This window comes from Bradyrhizobium sp. Kon69 (assembly GCF_055807515.1).
In genome coordinates this window covers 46,555-62,954 of record NZ_JBVVOS010000002.1, presented here as the reverse complement: position 1 = coordinate 62,954, position 16,400 = coordinate 46,555, and the positions used below count along the sequence as shown (strand labels likewise).

Sequence of the window (16,400 nt, the reverse complement as noted above, 5' to 3'; positions counted from 1 at the left end):
GCGCAACCATGGCCTGGTTCCACCTCTTGCCATGGAAGAACGCTGATGACGCGGCTGCGCTGTGCAATTCTCGACGACTATTTCAACCTCGCCCTCGACGTCGCCGATTGGCAAAGCCTGTCCGACCGGATCGACGTCACCGTGTTCAGCCATCCCTTCGCCTCCGAGCAGGCCGCGGCGAGCGCGCTGGCCGACTTCGAGATCGTCTGCGCGATGCGCGAGCGCACCGCGTTCCCCAAGAGCCTGTTCGAGAGCCTGCCGAAGCTGAAGCTGCTGCTGACCTCAGGCATGCGCAACGCCTCGATCGACATTGAGGCCGCCAAGGCGCGGGGCGTCACGATCGGGGGCACGCAATATTCACGCGATCCGACTGCGCCCCTCACCATGGGCCTGATCCTGGAACTGACCCGCGGGATCGGCCGCGAGAACGCGCGTATGCATGCGGGCGAGCCCTGGCAGACCTTTGCCGGCGTCGAGATCGAGGGATTGACGCTCGGCGTCGTCGGGCTCGGCAAGCTCGGCAGCAAGATGTCGGGTATCGCGAAGGCGTTCGGCATGAACGTGATCGCCTGGAGCCCGAACCTGACCCCGGAGAAGTGCAAGGACGCCGGCGTCGGCTACGCCACCAAGGAGGAGCTGTTCGCCAAGGCCGATATCGTCAGCATCCATGTGGTGTTGAGCGAGCGCTCGCGCGGGCTGGTCGGGGCTGCCGATCTCGCGCGGATGAAACCGACGGCCTTCCTCGTCAACACCGCGCGCGGGCCGATCGTGGACGAGCAGGCGCTGCTCGAGGCGTTGCAGCAGAAGAGGATTGCAGGCGCCGGCATCGACGTGTTCTCGGTCGAGCCACTGCCGACGGACCATCCCTTCCGCAAGCTCGACAATCTCGTGCTGACGCCGCATCTCGGCTACGCCACCGAGGACGGTTTGCGCATCCATTACGGCCAGATGGTCGAGGCGATCGACGCCTTCACCAAGGGCAGCGAGCTGCCGCGGAAGCTGACCTGAAGCCTCAGGCCGCCGTGCGCTGGCTGGCGGGCTGCCGCGCCGCGTCGGCAAAGCCCTGGCGCCAGGAGGCATGCGCCGGCAGCCAGCCGAGCTCGCGCTTTGCCTTGGCGTTGGATGCTCCGCGCACCTCCGTCATCATCGCAACCATGTGCTCGCCCGCAAGCAGGCGCCCGAGCCAGGCGGGGATGTGTCGCGGCGGCTTGGCACCAAGGAGTTCGGCCAGCGCGGGCAACCAGTCCTTCACCGGCGCCGGATGATCATCGACGATATTGTAGATGCTGCCCGCGCGCCCGCGTTCAAGCGCGGCGAGCGTGGCAGAGGCGGCATCTTCGGTGTGAATGAACGACCACGTGCCGCCGCCATCGCCGATCACCGGCACACGCCGGTGGCGCAGCTGGTCGAGCATCGCCGGCGAGAGCGTGCCCGTACCGGGTCCATAGAAGAATCCATAGCGCAGCACGATGCCCTGCGGTGTCGTTGAAGCGGCGACGCTTCGCTCCAGATAACGGATTGCCTCAAGCGTACGTCGCAACTCTCGCGGCGGATGCGGGTCGAGCTCATCGGTCTCGGTCTTCACCGTTCCCCCGGCGCGACTGAAGGTCCAGCCGCAGAAGCTTTGCGCGATGAAGCGCTTGGCGCCGGCCTCGCGTGCGGCATTCAGCAGAATGTCGGTTCCGCGGGTGCGGAGCTCGTTGGTTCGTTTGAAAGCCCGATCGAAATGGCGGAGGTCCGTGGCGGCCGCGAGATCTGTCATCTGGTGGATGACCGCGTCGGGCTTTGCCGCAATCACCGCAGCGCGCATGCTGTCGGCATCGAGGCCGTTAGTCACGACCGGCTCCGCACCCAATCGCCGCACAAGGTCTGTTTTTGCCGCACTCCGTGTCGTGCCGATCACCGAATGACCCACGGCGACCAGCCCCGGAACAAGATATTGACCGACCGCGCCGGTCGCGCCCGCAACAAAGATGCGCATCCTGTGCTCCTCAATTCGTTGCAATCCTCCCGGACGTAGTCGAGGTGCGGAGCGGTTCAAGCAAGGCATGCGCATGCGCAAGCGAGACATGCGCGCATGCGTCAAACGACGACGGCGCGTGACCGAAGTTCACGCGCCGTCATCAGATCAATTCTTGCTAGATCAATTCTTGCGAGGCCGGTTCAGCGCACGGTGACGGGCGCGGGCAGCGGCGGCACCACTGTCGGCTGGGTACCTCCGACCGGGCCGGCCTGTGCGGCCATCGGAGCGGGGCCAGCAGCGCCGGGCACGGGCGCGGCGGATGCGGTCGCAGTTCCCGGCGGCGGACCACCCGGCATCACGACCACGCGGGTGCCGACCTTGACGCGATCGAACAGGTCGGAGACGTCCTCGTTCAGCATGCCGATGCAGCCGGAAGACACGAACTTGCCGATGGTCGAGGGCTGATTGGTGCCGTGGATGCGGTAGACGGTCGAGCCGAGATACATCGCACGGGCGCCGAGCGGATTGCCGGGACCGCCGGCCATGAAGCGCGGCAGATAGGGTTGGCGCTCGATCATCTCGGTCGGCGGATGCCAATCCGGCCACTCGGCCTTGCGAGTGATCTTCTGCACGCCGGTCCAGGTGAAGCCATCGCGGCCGACGCGGACGCCGTAGCGGATCGCACGGCCGTTGCCGAGCACGTAATAGAGGTAGGTATTCGGGGTATCGACGATGAGTGTTCCGGCCGGCTCCTTGGTCGCCAGCGAGACCTCCTGGCGGCGCAGGTTCTGCGGCAGCTGCGCCGGAGCAGCGTCGGGCTGCTCCTCGGGCGGGAGCGAGGCGATCGCCATCGGCCGGCCGTCGGCACCCACGGGCGGCTGCCCGGCTTGGACCGTTCCCGTCGCGCCGGGACCACCGACCGCCTCGGGCGGACGCAGGCCGTCACTGCCGGGTGCCTGAGCCGGACGATCGGCGTAGATCACCGCAGGCGGGCCGGCAGGGCGGCCGTAGCGCGGATCGTCGGGTGATGTCACGGGACCCTGCGGCGGCGCGGCCGAGTAGACGGGAGCGCCGGCGGGACGGCCATAACGGGGATCATCGGGCGACATCACCGGCCCCTGCGGCGGCGCGGCGGAATACACCGGCGGAGCGCCAGGCGGACGGCCATAGCGCGGATCCGGGCCGGGCGGCGGCAGCGCTGCCTGCGGCATCGAATCGTCTTCATCGTCCATAGCGTCGAAATTCGGCGCGCGGTCGCCGGGCCTATATTCGGCCGGCGCGCCATAGCTCGGCGCCTGCTGGACCGGATAGCTCTGGGCCTGCGCGAGCGAGGTTCCCGCCGCAGCGACTGTTGCGGCAGCGCATATCGTCAGAAAATGTTTGATCATCATCGCTCTTGTATAGTCCCCGGGCCCCGTCCGGACCGTTAATGGCCAGATGACGGAAGATAGCGGCACATTCAAGACATGACAGGCGGATTTGTGCCTGATTTGCCGATTTGTGATCCGCAAGACTACCGTTGCCTGCTTGCATCAGGGGACGAAAATCAGCCCACGCCCGAGATCGCTGGACTAGTCGGCTCCGTTTTTTACGGAACGGCACGGAATCGTTGCGGTATGTTCGAATCAGCCTGATTCGCCTCCGCTTTGAGCTTCGATCCCCGCGTGGCGAACGCGGCAAGCAGTACCGTCACCGCGTTCAGATGGCTCATGGGCCCTGGCCACTTCGCCGCCGGGGCGGAAATTCGCAATCCCTCGATGCTTCCCGGCTTTCGCTTTCTGTTTGCCGCGATCCTGCTGTCAGCCTCCATCCTGGTATTCGGCCTGGGCGCCGCCGCGCTGCTGCGGGCGAGCCACGAGCAGTATGTCAGCAACCCCTCCTGGCGGAATGGTCCGCAGGAGCAGGTGTTTGCACAAGCTCCCGAGCCGGCCCAGCCGGTGCTCGCGGTCCTGCGCGCCGAGCCGGAAGCAGCCACCGATCCGACACCATCGCTGCGCGATCAAGTCCCGACCATCGCGCTGCCGATGAGCGAGCCCGAACAAGTGGTCGCGCTGACGACTGAGACCGACGGTCAGCCGCAGGCCGCTGCACCTCCGGCCGATGTCCCGGCCGAACCGGCCAATGTCGAGGCCGAGACCAGGGCCGAGAGGACGACGGACGCCGCGGCGCCGGCCTCAAGCAACACGCTTACTCCGGCCGACGCCAGCGCATCCATCGCCGAGACCAAGCCGGTTTCGATTGCTCTCACGAACAAACCAGCACCTGCCGCCCCCAGCGGAGCCTCGGCTTCGTCCACGTTCGACATGGCGAGCGCGAAGTTCGCCGCATTGAACGACCCGGCGACCACGGCCTGGAAGGATCCGCCGGCGAAGGCCAAGGCCGACTCTAAGGCCGACAGCAGTTCGCAGGAGAAGGCGACCAAGCCGCGGGCGCATCGCGTGAAGAAGCGCCGCCGCATTGTCCGGCGTCCGCCGCCGCCGGTTCAGCAACTCGATCCGTTCGGGCAGCCGCAACCCACGCTCGCCGCAACGACGCCCCGAGCGCGCTGACCCCTCTTCACCTCTCCCCGCTTGCGGGGAGAGGTCGGAATTCGCGCGCAGCGCGGATTCCGGGTGAGGGGGTTACAGGTCCCTCGAGAATGTCATGGTGTGGAGAGAAGCCCCTCACCCCAACCCTCTCCCCGCAAGAGCGGGGCGAGGGAGCGCACCGTCCTCGCGGCTTTACGCCGGCCCCGTCGCGACCGGCGGTCCCTTTTCCTGCCCCCATTCCGACCATGAGCCGTCGTAAAGCGCGGTGTCGGTGATGCCGAGGCGATAGAGCGCCAGCGTCAGCACGCCGGCAGAGACCCCGGAGCCGCAGCTCGTCACGATCGGCGCATCGAGCCTGACGCCGGCGTTGGTGAAGGCAGCGCGGAGATCATCGAGCGGCTTCATCGTGCCGGTCGCGGCGTCGAACAGGAGATTGTAGGGTACGTTGCGCGCGCCCGGGATATGGCCGGAGCGGATGCCCGCGCGCGGCTCCGGCGCCCGTCCCTCGAACCGGTCGGCGGCGCGGGCGTCGATCACCTGCTCGGCCTGGCTTTCGACGTTGGCGATCAATTGCTGCATGCTGCGCACGCGCTTGGAATCGTAGCTCGCCTTGAACGTCGCGGGCTTCGGCTTCGCCTCGCCGCTCTCGACCGGACGCCCCTCGGCGCGCCACTTCTTCAGGCCACCATTGAGGATGCGCACATTGCCGTGGCCGAAAGCCAGGAACATCCACCACGCGCGGGGAGCGGCGACCCAGCCGCCGGCATCGTAAATCACGACGGTGTCGGCATTGGAGATGCCGAGATGACCGACGTCGCGGCCGAACTGCTCGGCGCTCGGATACATGTGCGGCAGCGGGTTGGAATGGTCCGAGACCGCGTCGACGTCGAAGAACACCGCGCCCGGCAGATGCGCGGCAAGATAATCATCCTTCGGCAATGGCAGCACGCCGGGCAGCTTAAAGCTGGCGTCGAGCACCTTGACGTTGGCATCGTTGATGTGGGCGGCGAGCCATTCGGTGGAGACGAGGGGATCGGTGGGGGTGGTCATTAGGGTGCTCCGGCAATTGTCCCAGTCGTCATGGCCGGGCTTGTCCCGGCCATCCACGTTCTTCTTGCGGCGAAGACGTGGATGCCCGGGGCAAGCCCGGGCATGACGGAGTGTGTGGTGAGAGAGGTACTCACCTCACCCCTTCTTCTTCGGCTCCCACTGCTCGACGGGGCCGCCGGCGTCGCGCCAGGCGGCGTAGCCGCCGGCGATGTGGGCGACGGGCTTGAGGCCCATGTCCTGCGCGGTCTTGGCGGCGAGCGCAGAGCGCAAGCCGCCGGCGCAATGGAACACGAACTTCTTGTCCTCCTGAAACACCGGCTTCGCATAAGGGCTCAGCGGATCGATCCAGAATTCGAGCATGCCGCGGGTGCAGGCGAACGCGCCGGGGATGCGGCCGTCGCGCTCGATCTCGCGGGGATCGCGGATGTCGACGATGACGACGTCGCCGTTCTTCGAGATCTCGATGGCGTCCTTGGCGGTGAGCGTCTCGATCTCGGCATTGGCCTCGTCGATCAGCGCCTTGATGCCGCGGGTGATGGTCTGGGGCACGTGGTTCTCCCTCTTGTTGTCATTCCGGGGCGCGCGGAGCGCGAGCTAGTGCGTCAATTCCTTCATCGCACCCTCGAGCCCCTCGATCGTGATCGGGTACATGCGGTTGGCGAAGATGCGTTTGATGATGGTGGTGGATTCCGAATAGTCCCAGTGCTTCTGCTGCACGGGATTGAGCCACACCGAATGCGGATAGGTGCGGATGATGCGGTCGAGCCAGACCGAGCCGGGCTCCTCGTTGACGTGCTCGACCGAGCCGCCGGGCACCATGATCTCGTAAGGGCTCATCGAGGCGTCGCCGACGAACACGATCTTGTAGTCGTGCGGGTATTTGTGCAGCACGTCCCAAGTCGGGGTGCGGTCGGTGAAGCGGCGCTTGTTCTGCTTCCACACGCCTTCATAGAGGCAATTGTGGAAGTAGAAATACTCCATATGCTTGAACTCGCTCTTCGCCGCCGAGAACAACTCCTCGACCTGCTCGATATGCGCGTCCATCGAGCCGCCGATGTCGAAGAACACCAGCAGCTTCACCGCGTTGCGGCGCTCGGGCCGCATGTGCACGTCGAGATAGCCGTGATTGGCGGTCTCGCGGATGGTGGTGTCGAGATCGAGCTCGTCAGGCGCGCCGGTGCGCGCGAATTTGCGCAGGCGGCGCAATGCCACCTTGATGTTGCGGATGCCGAGCTCGACATTGCCGTCGAGATCCTTGAACTCGCGCTTGTCCCACACCTTCACGGCGCGGTTGTTGCGGTTCTTGTCCTGGCCAATACGAATGCCTTCGGGATTGTAGCCATGGGCGCCGAACGGCGAGGTGCCGGCGGTGCCGATCCACTTCGATCCGCCCTGGTGCCGGCCCTTCTGCTCCTCGAGGCGCTTCTTCAGGGTCTCCATGAGCTTGTCCCAGCCCATGGCCTCGATCTGCTTCTTCTCTTCTTCGGTCAGGTATTTCTCAGCGAGCTTCTTCAGCCACTCCTCGGGGATCTCGGCCCCCTCCATGGCGTCGAGCAGGCTTTCCAGCCCCTTGAAGACGGTGCCGAAGACGCGGTCGAACTTGTCGAGGTTGCGCTCGTCCTTCACCAGCGAGGTGCGCGAGAGATAGTAGAAATTCTCGACCGAGTAGTCCGCGAGGTCGGCGTCGAGAGCCTCCATCAGCGTGAGGTATTCGCGCAGCGTCACGGGGACCTGCGCATCGCGCAGAGAAGTGAAGAATTGCAGGAACATGGGTGACAGATTGCCCGTCGGGGGGCGAACGTCAAGGGGCGGAGGCCACTGCTCTGCGCTGGACCGGGAGGCTTTTTGCTCTAGAATTGGCGGTCTCACGGGGTTGTTTTGGGGACGTTTGCAATGGGAATTCTCGCGGCGCTCATCATTGGCGCGATCGCAGGCTGGCTTGCCGGCAAGATTGTCCATGGGGCGGGATTTGGGCTGATCGGCAACATCGTCGTCGGCATCATCGGTGCACTCGTGGCCAGCTGGATTCTGCCTCAGCTGCACATCCAGCTCGCAACGGGCACGGTTGGGGCCATCGTGGATGCCACGATCGGCGCGGTGATTGTGCTCGTCATCCTTTCGCTGATAAAACGGGTCTGAAAGCCTGACCGAACCAGGAACGGCCGCCACGCGCGGCCGTTCCCATGTCGCGACCGGGGCACCGCCGGGACGACGACCAACAAGGACGCGCGATGAAATTTACCGGCACCAAGGACTATGTTGCGACCGACGATCTCAAGGTCGCGGTCAATGCGTCGATCGTGCTGGAGCGCCCGCTGCTCATCAAGGGCGAGCCCGGCACCGGCAAGACGGTGCTGGCGGAGGAAGTGGCGAAGGCGCTGAACGCCCCGCTTTTGACCTGGCACATCAAGTCCACCACCAAGGCGCAGCAGGGCCTCTACGAATACGATGCGGTCTCGCGCCTGCGCGACAGCCAACTCGGCGATGCCCGCGTGTCCGACATCAAGAACTACATCAAGCGCGGCAAGCTGTGGGATGCCTTCACCGCCGAGCAGCGCCCGGTGCTGCTGATCGACGAGATCGACAAGGCCGACATCGAATTCCCGAACGATTTGCTGCTCGAGCTCGACCGCATGGAATTCCACGTCTACGAGACCGGCGAGACGATCAAGGCCAAGCAGCGTCCGATCATGATGATCACCTCCAACAACGAGAAGGAGCTGCCGGACGCGTTCCTGCGCCGTTGCTTCTTCCACTACATCAAGTTCCCCGACGCCGACACCATGACCCGGATCGTCGACGTCCATTTCCCCGGCATCAAGAAGCGGCTGGTCGAGGAAGCCTTGCGCATTTTCTTCGAGGTCCGCGAAGTGCCCGGGTTGAAGAAGAAGCCCTCCACCTCGGAGCTCCTGGACTGGCTCAAGCTGCTGCTCAACGAAGACATGAGCGTCGAGCAGCTGCGCGAACGCGACCCGCGCAAGCTGATCCCGCCGCTGCACGGCGCGCTGCTCAAGAACGAGCAGGACGTGCATCTGTTCGAGCGACTGGCGTTTCTGAGCCGGAGGGAAGTGTAGGTTCGAGCGCAATCCGCATTGCGGGCGAGGCAATCGGCCAAATCAACCGGTGTCGTCCTGGCGAAGGCCAGGACCCATACCGCGTGATCTATCGATAAAACTCCGGCGCCAGTACCGCCCACCAAACCAACTCTTGGGGTAATGGGTCCTGGCCTTCGCCAGGACGACGTTGGGGAAACAGCACACTTCAAGTCGCAGACACACCTTCGCGTCCTCGCGGCGCATTTCGCCCGAGCTTTGCTCTCTCCGTCACCCTCCTATAGATGAAGAGGGTGCAGGGAAGGCCGGGTGCCGGCTGGCACCCACGGTCCGCTGTGCGCATGTAGCGCAAAAGGACTGCACAGCGGCATACAGGTGAAGCCCAACACACGGCCTTCCCTGCGCAATGGTCGGACGGCTTATGCCGTGCTCTCCCGGGAGCCGAACTTTCCTTCTGGCCTCCCTCGCCCCGCGAATTGACGATGCCGTCTACCCGGTTGGGCTCGCGCACATCTCCGCAAAGGCTTGACCGTAGCAACGACGGCCAGGACCACACGGTTTTGCCGTACGCAGCTCATCCGGCTTCGCCAAGAGGCTTCGCCGGACTTCGGCGCCGCTCGTCCGCACGAAGCCTCGGGCTCACAGGGACTACCCGCCCTGCCCGCGCCTCTCGCGCACGACGCTGCCGCGTCCACCGCAACCCGGCCCGCACTTCGAACGACTCGCGAACCGCCCCTCTTCGTCGGGCCGGGCTGTTTCGACTTATGCCGCAATTCCGAATTTCGGTAAAGTGGAATATTTTTGCAATAAGGGGTTGACGAAGTGGCTGGTATTTTGCCCGACGGGCTACGAGCCCTTAAACGCCGCCGCCCACTCAAGAGCCGGCAGCACCGTGCCGACAAACACGCCAGATGAGAAGGCCTTTCGAACTGGTGTGCCCCAAGGAAACCATCGCATTCCGCCCATGACGTACAGTGCCGCCCAGACGGCGGCAAACAGAGGCCAATCTTGCCACCCCACCCGAAACAGCAGACCAACCGGAATGGCGGTGCAGATAAAGACGAGCCCACACACGGCAATCTGGCCAACGGATTGTCGCTCGGAGCCGGTTTGGGGCATTTGTTCCATTGAGTGGAGTTGGTGGCCGATAGGCGGACTAGCCGAAGGCGTGATCCGACACTGTTTTGTCTCCGCATCGAAAGAAGCGGAGTCTCACGCCACCGCCGCATCCGGCACGCGCGCGGCTTCCATCGGCTGCTTGCCGCGGATCAGGTCCGAGGCGCGGTCGGCGATCATCATGGTGGAGGCGTTGAGGTTCGCCGAGATCATGCGCGGCATCACGGAGGCATCGATGACGCGGAGACCTTGCAGCCCGTGAACGCGGAGCTGGTCGTCGACCACCGCCCAGGTGGAATCCGCCGGGCCCATGCGGCAGGTGCAGCCGGGATGGAAGGTGGTGGTGCCGCGCTCGGTGGCGGCGGCCAAAAACTCGTCGTCGGTGTTGATGTTCGGCCCCGGGAAATCCTCGTAGGCGTAGTAAGGCGACAGCGGCGCACTCTTCAAAAGCCGGCGCGCGAGCTTCATGCCGCCGACGATGACGCGGCGGTCGAGCTCGGCGTCGAGATAGTTGGTCTGGATGATCGGCGGCGCGAACGGATCAGACGAGCGGATCCGGACATAGCCGCGGCTCTCGGGGCGCTGCTGCCAGGAGGCCACCGTCATACCGGGTTCGTCCTCGAGCTGGCCCTGTACGCCTTCCTTGTAGCTCGCCGGCGTGAAGGTGAGCTGCAAGTCGGAGCTATCGGCGCTCTCGCCGGAGTGCCAGAAGCAATAGACCATGGTCGGCGACAGCGACAGCAGGCCTTTGCGCGCGGTCGCCCATTTCATTGCTTCGACCCAGAGACGCCAGCCGCGGCGAAGCTCGTTGATGGTCCTGATGTCCTTGACGCGCGCGACCGTGCGCGGGGCGTAATGGTCCTGCAGGCCTTCGCCGACCGGAAGTGCGTGACGCACGGCGATGCCGTGGGCGCTCAACAAATCTGGCGAGCCGATGCCGGAGAGCTGCAAGAGCTGCGGCGAATTATAGGTGCCGCCGGAGAGGATCACTTCCTTGTTGGCGCGCACTTCCACCGGCGTTCCGCCAGAGCCGCCCTTCATGTAGCGCACGCCGACGGCGCGCTTGCCCTCGAAGATGATCTCGGTCGCGTGCGCGTGGGTGTGGACATGCACGTTCGGACGCTTCATCGCGGGCTTGAGGAAGGCTGTGGAAGCCGAGACGCGCAGACCCTTGTCGATGGTGCGCTGGCAGTAGGAGACGCCTTCCTGCATCGCGCCGTTGTAATCGGTGTTGCGGGGGATGCCGAGCGAGACCGCGCCTTCCATGAAGGCTTCGCAGAGCGGATCGCGCCAGTTCATGGTGGTAACGGTGAGATTGCCGTCGCGGCCGCGGTAGACGTCCTCGCCCTCGCCGACGCGCTTCTCCAGCCGCCGGAAGTAGGGCAGCACGTCGGCATAGCCCCAGCCGCGATTGCCCATCTGAGCCCAAGTGTCGAAATCCATGCGCTGGCCGCGATTGTAGATATGGCCATTGATCGAGGACGAGCCGCCCAGCGTCTTGCCGCGCGGCGCGTAGATGCTGCGCCCGCCGGTCCAGGGCCCGACCTCCTGCTGGTAGGCCCAGTTGATGCTCTTCATGTGGAAGGTCTTGATGAAGCCGGCCGGCAGATGGATGTAGGGATGCCAATCGCTCGGGCCCGCCTCGAGCACGCAGACGCTGGTCGCAGGGTCTTCGCTCAGCCGGCTGGTGAGCACGCAACCGGCGGAGCCCGCGCCGACGATCACATAATCAAATCTGTCCATGGTGCCTCGGCCGCCTCTAGCGCGGCTTGTCGTTGAGTTGATAATTCAAATGCGTTCGCACGGTCGGCCATTCGGCCGCGGTGATGCTGTAGACCACGGTGTCGCGGAGCGTGCCGTTAGGCGCGACCTGGTGGCTGCGCAGGATGCCGTCCTGCTTGGCGCCCAGGCGCTCGATGGCGCGACGGCTCTGGTGATTGAAGAAGTGGGTGCGGAATTCCACTGCGATGCAGTCCAGGGCTTCGAAGGCGTGGGTGAGCAGCAGCAGCTTGCATTGCGTGTTGAGCGGGCCGCGCTGCGCGCTCTTGCCGTACCAGGTCGAGCCGATCTCGACGCGGCGGTTGGCGGCATCGATGTTCATGTAGGTCGTCATGCCCACGATCTTGCCGTTGCCATCGAACACGGTGAAGGGAAGCATCGAGCCCGCGGCCTGAAGACCGAGCCGGCGGTCGATTTCCTTGCCCATGTTGTCCGGCGTCGGGATCGCGGTGTACCAGATGGTGGAAAGCTCGCCGTCCTTCACGGCCTCGATCAGCCCCTCGCGGTGCTGATGCGACAGCGGCTCCAGACCGGCATGCTGTCCGCGCAAGGTGATGGGATCAGGCCAGGGCATCGAATATCTCTCCTTGCGTCGCGTCATTGCGAGGAGCGAAGCGACGAAGCAATCCAGACTGTCACCGCGGACGCATTCCTGGATTGCTTCGCTTCGCTCGCAATGACGGTCACTAGCACCGTTTACTTGTTTAGGAAATTGAGCGGCAAACCGCCACGCGGCCAGTCCATGGCGATCAGTTCGCCCTTGCCTGAGAGCGTGATGTAGGCGGTCTTCAGCTCGGGGCCGCCGAAGGCGATGTTGGTGGTGACGCGGTCGCCGGTCGGGACCTGCTCGACCAAGGTGCCATCGGGCGCTATCACCGAGATGCAACCGGAGACGAGGGTGGCGACGCAGACATTGCCGTTGGCTTCGACCGCCAGCGAGTCGAACATCTGGTAGCCGCCGAGGCCGCAGATCGGCTTTCCCCGCTCGCCGCGATAGATCACGTCGCGCGGCTTCAGCGTGCCGGGCGCGGAGAGCTCGTAGGCCCAGAGCCGGCCGGTGGGCGTCTCCGCGATGTAGACGGTGGCCTCGTCCGGCGACAGGCCGATGCCGTTCGCCGGCAGTATGCCGTGCACGACCTCGACGATCTCTTTCATGCCGGGCTTGAGATAATACATGCCGCCGACGTCCATCTCGCGCGCGCGGCGTTTGCCGAGATCGGAGAACCAGAGGCCGCCCTGCTTGTCGAACACCAGATCGTTCGGCCCGCGCAGATCGTGCTCGCCACATTTGGTCACGACGGACTCGATCTTTCCCGATTGGAGATCGATGCGCTGGATCGAGCCGCCGAGATAATCGTCGGGCTGCGGACCCGGCATGATCATGTTGCGGGTCGGGATCCAGGAGAAGCCGCCATTGTTGCAAATGTAGATCTTGCCGTCGGGGCCGAGGGCTGCGCCGTTCGGGCCGCCCGGAATCTTCGCGACGATCTCCTTGCGCCCGTCGGGATGGATTCGGGTCAGGCGCTGGCCGCGGATTTCCACCAGCACCACCGAGCCGTCCGGCATCACGACCGGCCCTTCGGGAAATTCGAGGTCGGTGGCGAGAACGCGGACGTTGGACATGGGGGACCCTCCCGGCTGCTTGTTATGACTTGCACGGGATGTCCGTCACGGCCCCACACGCAAGATTGCCTGCGGTTATGCCAAAGTCGCCGGGGCTTGCCAAGCAAGCGGGATGGTATGCCAGCGTTGCGCGCTAATCGCGCACGGGTATCCAAATCTCCAGGCCGCCATTGCCGGTGGCGGGATCGAATTTCTCGTCGTAGCGTTCGAAGTTCGGCGCATCGGCAGCCTTCTGGCCGGAGGCCGGCAGCCACTGATTCCAGATCGCGTTGACGGTGCGTCTGATCGAGGCGACGTGGTCGGCGTGGGTGAACACCGCATAGCGCTGCTCGGGGATACGGATACGGCCGAAGCGGCGGGGCAGCTCGGAGAAATCGCCGACCTCGACGCCGGCAATGTAGTCGAAATTCCCAGCATCGTCGCCGTTGCAGCAGACGCCATAGGCGACCGGTCCAACGCGCGCGGGAATGTCGGCGACCTCCTGGTGGAAGCGCTGCCACAGCCCAGGAATGGCCGCGCCGTTGTCGCAGGAGATGCGCTCGTTGATGCCTGCGACGAGGAAGGCCTTTGTGGTATCGAAGCGCGGGGTGGCGAGTTTGTCTGCGATGGTCGAGTCCATGAGGATCGGCTCCTGAAGTTTGAGATGGCCGGTGCATTGCGCGGCGCGCACCGCTTCGGGCGTGGTGCCGAACTGGTCGCGGAACGCGCGAGTGAATGCTTCGGGCGAGCCGTAATCCGCCTCCAGCGCCAGCGAGAGGATGTCCGGCGCGCCGTTCGCAAGACTGCGCGCCGCTTCGCTCAGCCTCCGCGCGCGCACGTACCGCATCACCGGCAGGCCGGTGGCTGCGGCAAACGCGCGCACGATGTGGAACCGCGACACGCCCGATATCGCAGCGATCTCGTCGAGCGTCATCGGCTCGGCCAGATGGCTCTCGACATACCAGAGCGCGCGTTGGGCTGGGTTCATGGCGTTTCTCGTTCGAAGCGCGACCATGTTGCACGGAAGTCCGCAGGCTTCGCTTGATCGGCGTTGCGGTCCTGCAAGATGATAGCGCCGGACCAGCCACTGGCAACGTCCGGGCGTTCATGGCTACACTCGGGACGTCCTTGAAACCGCTCACGAGAAAGCAGGAGGAACCGCGTCATGAAGATCACCGATGTGCGCGCGCACCATATCCGCATCCCCTATGACGCCGGTGTCGCGAGCTTCCGTCAGGGCGCCTCTGCCATCACCGCCCTCGACATGGTGATGGTCGAAGTCACCACCGACGCCGGGCTGACCGGCTGGGGCGATGCCTTCGCCTATGTCTGCCCCCGCACCACGCGCAGTGCCGTCGAGGAAATGATCGCACCCCAGGCCCGCGGGCTGGAGGTTCCCGATGCCGCCGGCATTCCCGCGGTGATGGAGCAGATCCAGCGTAACCTGCATCTGTTCGGGCGTTACGGCATTACCATGTTCGCGATCTCCGGGCTGGACATCGCGCTGTGGGACCTCGCCGCCAAGATCAAGAGCGTGCCGCTGCACCGCCTGCTCGGCGGCACCCGGCGCCCGGCCATTCCGGCCTATGCGAGCCTGTTGCGGATCGGCTCGCCCGACAACATCGCCGCCGAGTGCAAGAAGGCGCTCGCGCTCGGCTACGGCGCCATCAAGCTGCACGAGACCACGGCGCCGGCGGTATTTGCCGCGCGCGCGGCGATCGGGCCCGGCATTCCGCTGATGGTGGACATGAACTGCCCGCTATCGGGCGAAGAGGCGATCGCGTTCGCCAGGACATGCCGGGACGCGCAGCCGATGTTCCTGGAGGAGCCGGTCTGGCCGCCGGAGGATTTTGCGGCGCTCGCCGAGATCCGCAGCAAGGGCGGGCTCGGCGTCGCCGCCGGCGAGAACGCCTGCACGGAATATCAATTCCGCCAGATGATGGATGCGGGCGCGGTCAGCCACGCCCAGCCGTCGGTGACCAAGGTCGGCGGCATCACGGAATTTCTGAAGGTTGCGGCGCTCGCAGATCGGCTCGGCGTCAAGATCGTTCCGCACTCCCCGTATTTCGGCCCTGGCCTGCTGGCGACCTTGCATCTGCTGGCGGGGCGCGACGACGGGTTGGTCGAAATGTTTTACCTGAAGCGCGAGGCCTGCCTCTGGGGCGGCCGCGCCGATGTCGATGCCACCGGCCATGTCGCGGTGCCGACCGGACCTGGGCTCGGCTATGAGCCCGACCGCAGCGTGATGGAGCGATATCGGGTCGCCTGAGCGCGGCGCCTATTTCGCCGCATCCTTCGGCGGCGGCGCATCCTGTTTCTTCTTCACATCCTCCGCGGTCTTCGCCTGCGCGGCCTGGAGATCGCCGAGCATCTTCTGCAAGCCGGCCACGGTCGTCTTCAACGCATCGATCTGGCGAGCCGCGGCGTCCAGCTTTTGCTGGTGATCGAGGTTCAGCTTGGTGATCGTCTTCTGGAGGAAGTCGACATTGCTCTGGAGGCAGCTGGTGCGGCGCTCCATGGTCTTCTCGACGGTGCAGATCTCGATGCCGGGCACGTCCTGCGCGCGGACCGGCACAAACGCCAGCGTGGCGAGCAGTGGCATCGCGAAACAGATACCGGCGCTTCGAAGCAGCATGCAGGTTCCTCGTCAAATCAATCACGGCAATGTGCGCTTTTTGCACGCAGCCTGTCGAGGCTACCACACTCGCACCGCATTCTCGCGTTGAGCTTGCGGCTGTTCCCTCGGACGGGGAGCGATGATCTGCACGCGGAGGAAATGGGCGCTCCTTCCGCGGCTTTGTTTAGGGGAGATTTTTGGAATGGCAACGCGCGACAGACGACTGGCGGAATTCGACGGCGCCGGAGAACCGCCGCCTGGCCTTGCAGTCGAGGTGCTGTGCGAGGACCACAGCGGGACGTATCAGCTGCCGTTCGCCTGCCGCTATGTCGAGGGACGCTGGCAGAACCACGCGGCCGGCGTCGCAGTCGAGGCAACCGTCATCGGCTGGCGCGTCCCGCGCATGAAGCATTCGGGCGTGGCCTGAGCACTGATTTCTGTCTCAAAATGCAACGGGGCCGCGGCCCGGTTTAACCTTCGGAACGCGGCCCGAACGAATCACGTCCGAATCAGCCGTATGGCCCCGTACGCGCCTGTTCACGGCTAGATGTCGCAACCGGCCAGCGCGCGCATACAATATCTGCACAGCGCGTGAGCGGGCCCAGCCCAGCACGGGCATCAAACGTTAACGGCTTCAATGACATGATCGCGGGAGTGCGGCCGTTGGATGCTCGCTCCCAAAACAGGCAGAT

16 protein-coding genes are annotated in these 16,400 nt (G+C 65.0%); 6 read left to right on the top strand and 10 right to left on the bottom strand.

Features of this window, described 5'->3' with window-relative positions; all coding sequences use genetic code 11:
- Nucleotides 1–45: 45 nt before the first annotated feature.
- A complete protein-coding gene (locus AC0L3U_RS02510; RefSeq protein WP_473360556.1) occupies nucleotides 46–1,008 on the top strand; it encodes a D-2-hydroxyacid dehydrogenase family protein in 963 nt (320 codons plus the stop codon).
- Between the two features lie 4 nt (nucleotides 1,009–1,012).
- Here the strand turns inward: AC0L3U_RS02510 and AC0L3U_RS02505 are convergent, their stop codons facing one another.
- Together AC0L3U_RS02505 and AC0L3U_RS02500 are read right to left on the bottom strand one after the other, a co-directional pair.
- Entirely contained in the window at nucleotides 1,013–1,981 is a 969-nt protein-coding gene (locus AC0L3U_RS02505) for an NAD-dependent epimerase/dehydratase family protein (protein ID WP_473360555.1), read from the bottom strand.
- A 182-nt stretch (nucleotides 1,982–2,163) separates the two neighbouring features.
- The gene (locus AC0L3U_RS02500) at nucleotides 2,164–3,351 is read right to left on the bottom strand and encodes a L,D-transpeptidase family protein (protein WP_354201073.1); all 1,188 of its coding nucleotides are present in this window, start codon (nucleotides 3,349–3,351) and stop codon (nucleotides 2,164–2,166) included.
- Between the two features lie 321 nt (nucleotides 3,352–3,672).
- On the opposite strand from AC0L3U_RS02500, the gene AC0L3U_RS02495 reads away from it, so the two are divergent.
- A complete protein-coding gene (locus tag AC0L3U_RS02495; RefSeq protein WP_473360554.1) occupies nucleotides 3,673–4,512 on the top strand; it encodes a hypothetical protein in 840 nt (279 codons plus the stop codon).
- A 171-nt stretch (nucleotides 4,513–4,683) separates the two neighbouring features.
- Here the strand turns inward: AC0L3U_RS02495 and sseA are convergent, their stop codons facing one another.
- From sseA to AC0L3U_RS02480, 3 genes are all read right to left on the bottom strand, one after another.
- On the bottom strand, nucleotides 4,684–5,541 hold the full coding sequence (sseA, locus tag AC0L3U_RS02490) for a 3-mercaptopyruvate sulfurtransferase (RefSeq protein ID WP_473360553.1): 858 nt from the start codon (nucleotides 5,539–5,541) through the stop codon (nucleotides 4,684–4,686).
- A 135-nt stretch (nucleotides 5,542–5,676) separates the two neighbouring features.
- On the bottom strand, nucleotides 5,677–6,090 hold the full coding sequence (locus AC0L3U_RS02485) for a rhodanese-like domain-containing protein (protein WP_473360552.1): 414 nt from the start codon (nucleotides 6,088–6,090) through the stop codon (nucleotides 5,677–5,679).
- Between the two features lie 45 nt (nucleotides 6,091–6,135).
- Nucleotides 6,136–7,311 (bottom strand): vWA domain-containing protein, encoded by a 1,176-nt coding sequence (locus tag AC0L3U_RS02480; RefSeq protein ID WP_473360551.1) that lies wholly within the window; start codon nucleotides 7,309–7,311, stop codon nucleotides 6,136–6,138.
- A 123-nt stretch (nucleotides 7,312–7,434) separates the two neighbouring features.
- On the opposite strand from AC0L3U_RS02480, the gene AC0L3U_RS02475 reads away from it, so the two are divergent.
- A complete protein-coding gene (locus AC0L3U_RS02475; RefSeq protein ID WP_007613712.1) occupies nucleotides 7,435–7,680 on the top strand; it encodes a GlsB/YeaQ/YmgE family stress response membrane protein in 246 nt (81 codons plus the stop codon).
- Nucleotides 7,681–7,772: 92 nt separating this feature from the next.
- On the top strand, nucleotides 7,773–8,615 hold the full coding sequence (locus AC0L3U_RS02470) for an AAA family ATPase (protein WP_007600695.1): 843 nt from the start codon (nucleotides 7,773–7,775) through the stop codon (nucleotides 8,613–8,615).
- A 1,191-nt stretch (nucleotides 8,616–9,806) separates the two neighbouring features.
- Here the strand turns inward: AC0L3U_RS02470 and AC0L3U_RS02465 are convergent.
- From AC0L3U_RS02465 to AC0L3U_RS02450, 4 genes are all read right to left on the bottom strand, one after another.
- The gene (locus tag AC0L3U_RS02465) at nucleotides 9,807–11,453 is read right to left on the bottom strand and encodes a GMC family oxidoreductase (protein WP_473360550.1); all 1,647 of its coding nucleotides are present in this window, start codon (nucleotides 11,451–11,453) and stop codon (nucleotides 9,807–9,809) included.
- 16 nt (nucleotides 11,454–11,469) lie between these two features.
- Complete coding sequence (locus AC0L3U_RS02460) at nucleotides 11,470–12,063, bottom strand: GNAT family N-acetyltransferase (protein WP_473360549.1); 594 nt, start codon at nucleotides 12,061–12,063, stop codon at nucleotides 11,470–11,472.
- A 122-nt stretch (nucleotides 12,064–12,185) separates the two neighbouring features.
- The gene (locus AC0L3U_RS02455; RefSeq protein ID WP_473360548.1) at nucleotides 12,186–13,112 is read right to left on the bottom strand and encodes an SMP-30/gluconolactonase/LRE family protein; all 927 of its coding nucleotides are present in this window, start codon (nucleotides 13,110–13,112) and stop codon (nucleotides 12,186–12,188) included.
- Between the two features lie 133 nt (nucleotides 13,113–13,245).
- Complete coding sequence (locus tag AC0L3U_RS02450) at nucleotides 13,246–14,079, bottom strand: GyrI-like domain-containing protein (protein WP_473360547.1); 834 nt, start codon at nucleotides 14,077–14,079, stop codon at nucleotides 13,246–13,248.
- A 177-nt stretch (nucleotides 14,080–14,256) separates the two neighbouring features.
- Here AC0L3U_RS02450 and AC0L3U_RS02445 point away from each other — a divergent pair, with 177 nt between their 5' ends.
- The gene (locus AC0L3U_RS02445) at nucleotides 14,257–15,360 is read left to right on the top strand and encodes a mandelate racemase/muconate lactonizing enzyme family protein (protein ID WP_473360546.1); all 1,104 of its coding nucleotides are present in this window, start codon (nucleotides 14,257–14,259) and stop codon (nucleotides 15,358–15,360) included.
- A gap of 9 nt (nucleotides 15,361–15,369) precedes the next feature.
- Here the strand turns inward: AC0L3U_RS02445 and AC0L3U_RS02440 are convergent, their stop codons facing one another.
- Nucleotides 15,370–15,726, bottom strand: coding sequence for a hypothetical protein (locus AC0L3U_RS02440; RefSeq protein ID WP_473360545.1), 357 nt, complete (start codon nucleotides 15,724–15,726; stop codon nucleotides 15,370–15,372).
- Nucleotides 15,727–15,910: 184 nt separating this feature from the next.
- On the opposite strand from AC0L3U_RS02440, the gene AC0L3U_RS02435 reads away from it, so the two are divergent.
- On the top strand, nucleotides 15,911–16,135 hold the full coding sequence (locus tag AC0L3U_RS02435) for a hypothetical protein (protein WP_027570609.1): 225 nt from the start codon (nucleotides 15,911–15,913) through the stop codon (nucleotides 16,133–16,135).
- The last annotated feature ends 265 nt before the right edge of the window (nucleotides 16,136–16,400 follow it).

Coding starts and splice junctions, on each gene's coding strand:
- AC0L3U_RS02510 (WP_473360556.1), top strand. CDS start 46: ATGACGCGGCTGCGCTGTGCAATTCTCGACGACTATTTCAACCTCGCC.
- AC0L3U_RS02505 (WP_473360555.1), bottom strand. CDS start 1,981: ATGCGCATCTTTGTTGCGGGCGCGACCGGCGCGGTCGGTCAATATCTT.
- AC0L3U_RS02500 (WP_354201073.1), bottom strand. CDS start 3,351: ATGATCAAACATTTTCTGACGATATGCGCTGCCGCAACAGTCGCTGCG.
- AC0L3U_RS02495 (WP_473360554.1), top strand. CDS start 3,673: ATGGGCCCTGGCCACTTCGCCGCCGGGGCGGAAATTCGCAATCCCTCG.
- sseA (WP_473360553.1), bottom strand. CDS start 5,541: ATGACCACCCCCACCGATCCCCTCGTCTCCACCGAATGGCTCGCCGCC.
- AC0L3U_RS02480 (WP_473360551.1), bottom strand. CDS start 7,311: ATGTTCCTGCAATTCTTCACTTCTCTGCGCGATGCGCAGGTCCCCGTG.
- AC0L3U_RS02475 (WP_007613712.1), top strand. CDS start 7,435: ATGGGAATTCTCGCGGCGCTCATCATTGGCGCGATCGCAGGCTGGCTT.
- AC0L3U_RS02470 (WP_007600695.1), top strand. CDS start 7,773: ATGAAATTTACCGGCACCAAGGACTATGTTGCGACCGACGATCTCAAG.
- AC0L3U_RS02465 (WP_473360550.1), bottom strand. CDS start 11,453: ATGGACAGATTTGATTATGTGATCGTCGGCGCGGGCTCCGCCGGTTGC.
- AC0L3U_RS02460 (WP_473360549.1), bottom strand. CDS start 12,063: ATGCCCTGGCCTGATCCCATCACCTTGCGCGGACAGCATGCCGGTCTG.
- AC0L3U_RS02455 (WP_473360548.1), bottom strand. CDS start 13,112: ATGTCCAACGTCCGCGTTCTCGCCACCGACCTCGAATTTCCCGAAGGG.
- AC0L3U_RS02450 (WP_473360547.1), bottom strand. CDS start 14,079: ATGAACCCAGCCCAACGCGCGCTCTGGTATGTCGAGAGCCATCTGGCC.
- AC0L3U_RS02445 (WP_473360546.1), top strand. CDS start 14,257: ATGAAGATCACCGATGTGCGCGCGCACCATATCCGCATCCCCTATGAC.
- AC0L3U_RS02440 (WP_473360545.1), bottom strand. CDS start 15,726: ATGCTGCTTCGAAGCGCCGGTATCTGTTTCGCGATGCCACTGCTCGCC.
- AC0L3U_RS02435 (WP_027570609.1), top strand. CDS start 15,911: ATGGCAACGCGCGACAGACGACTGGCGGAATTCGACGGCGCCGGAGAA.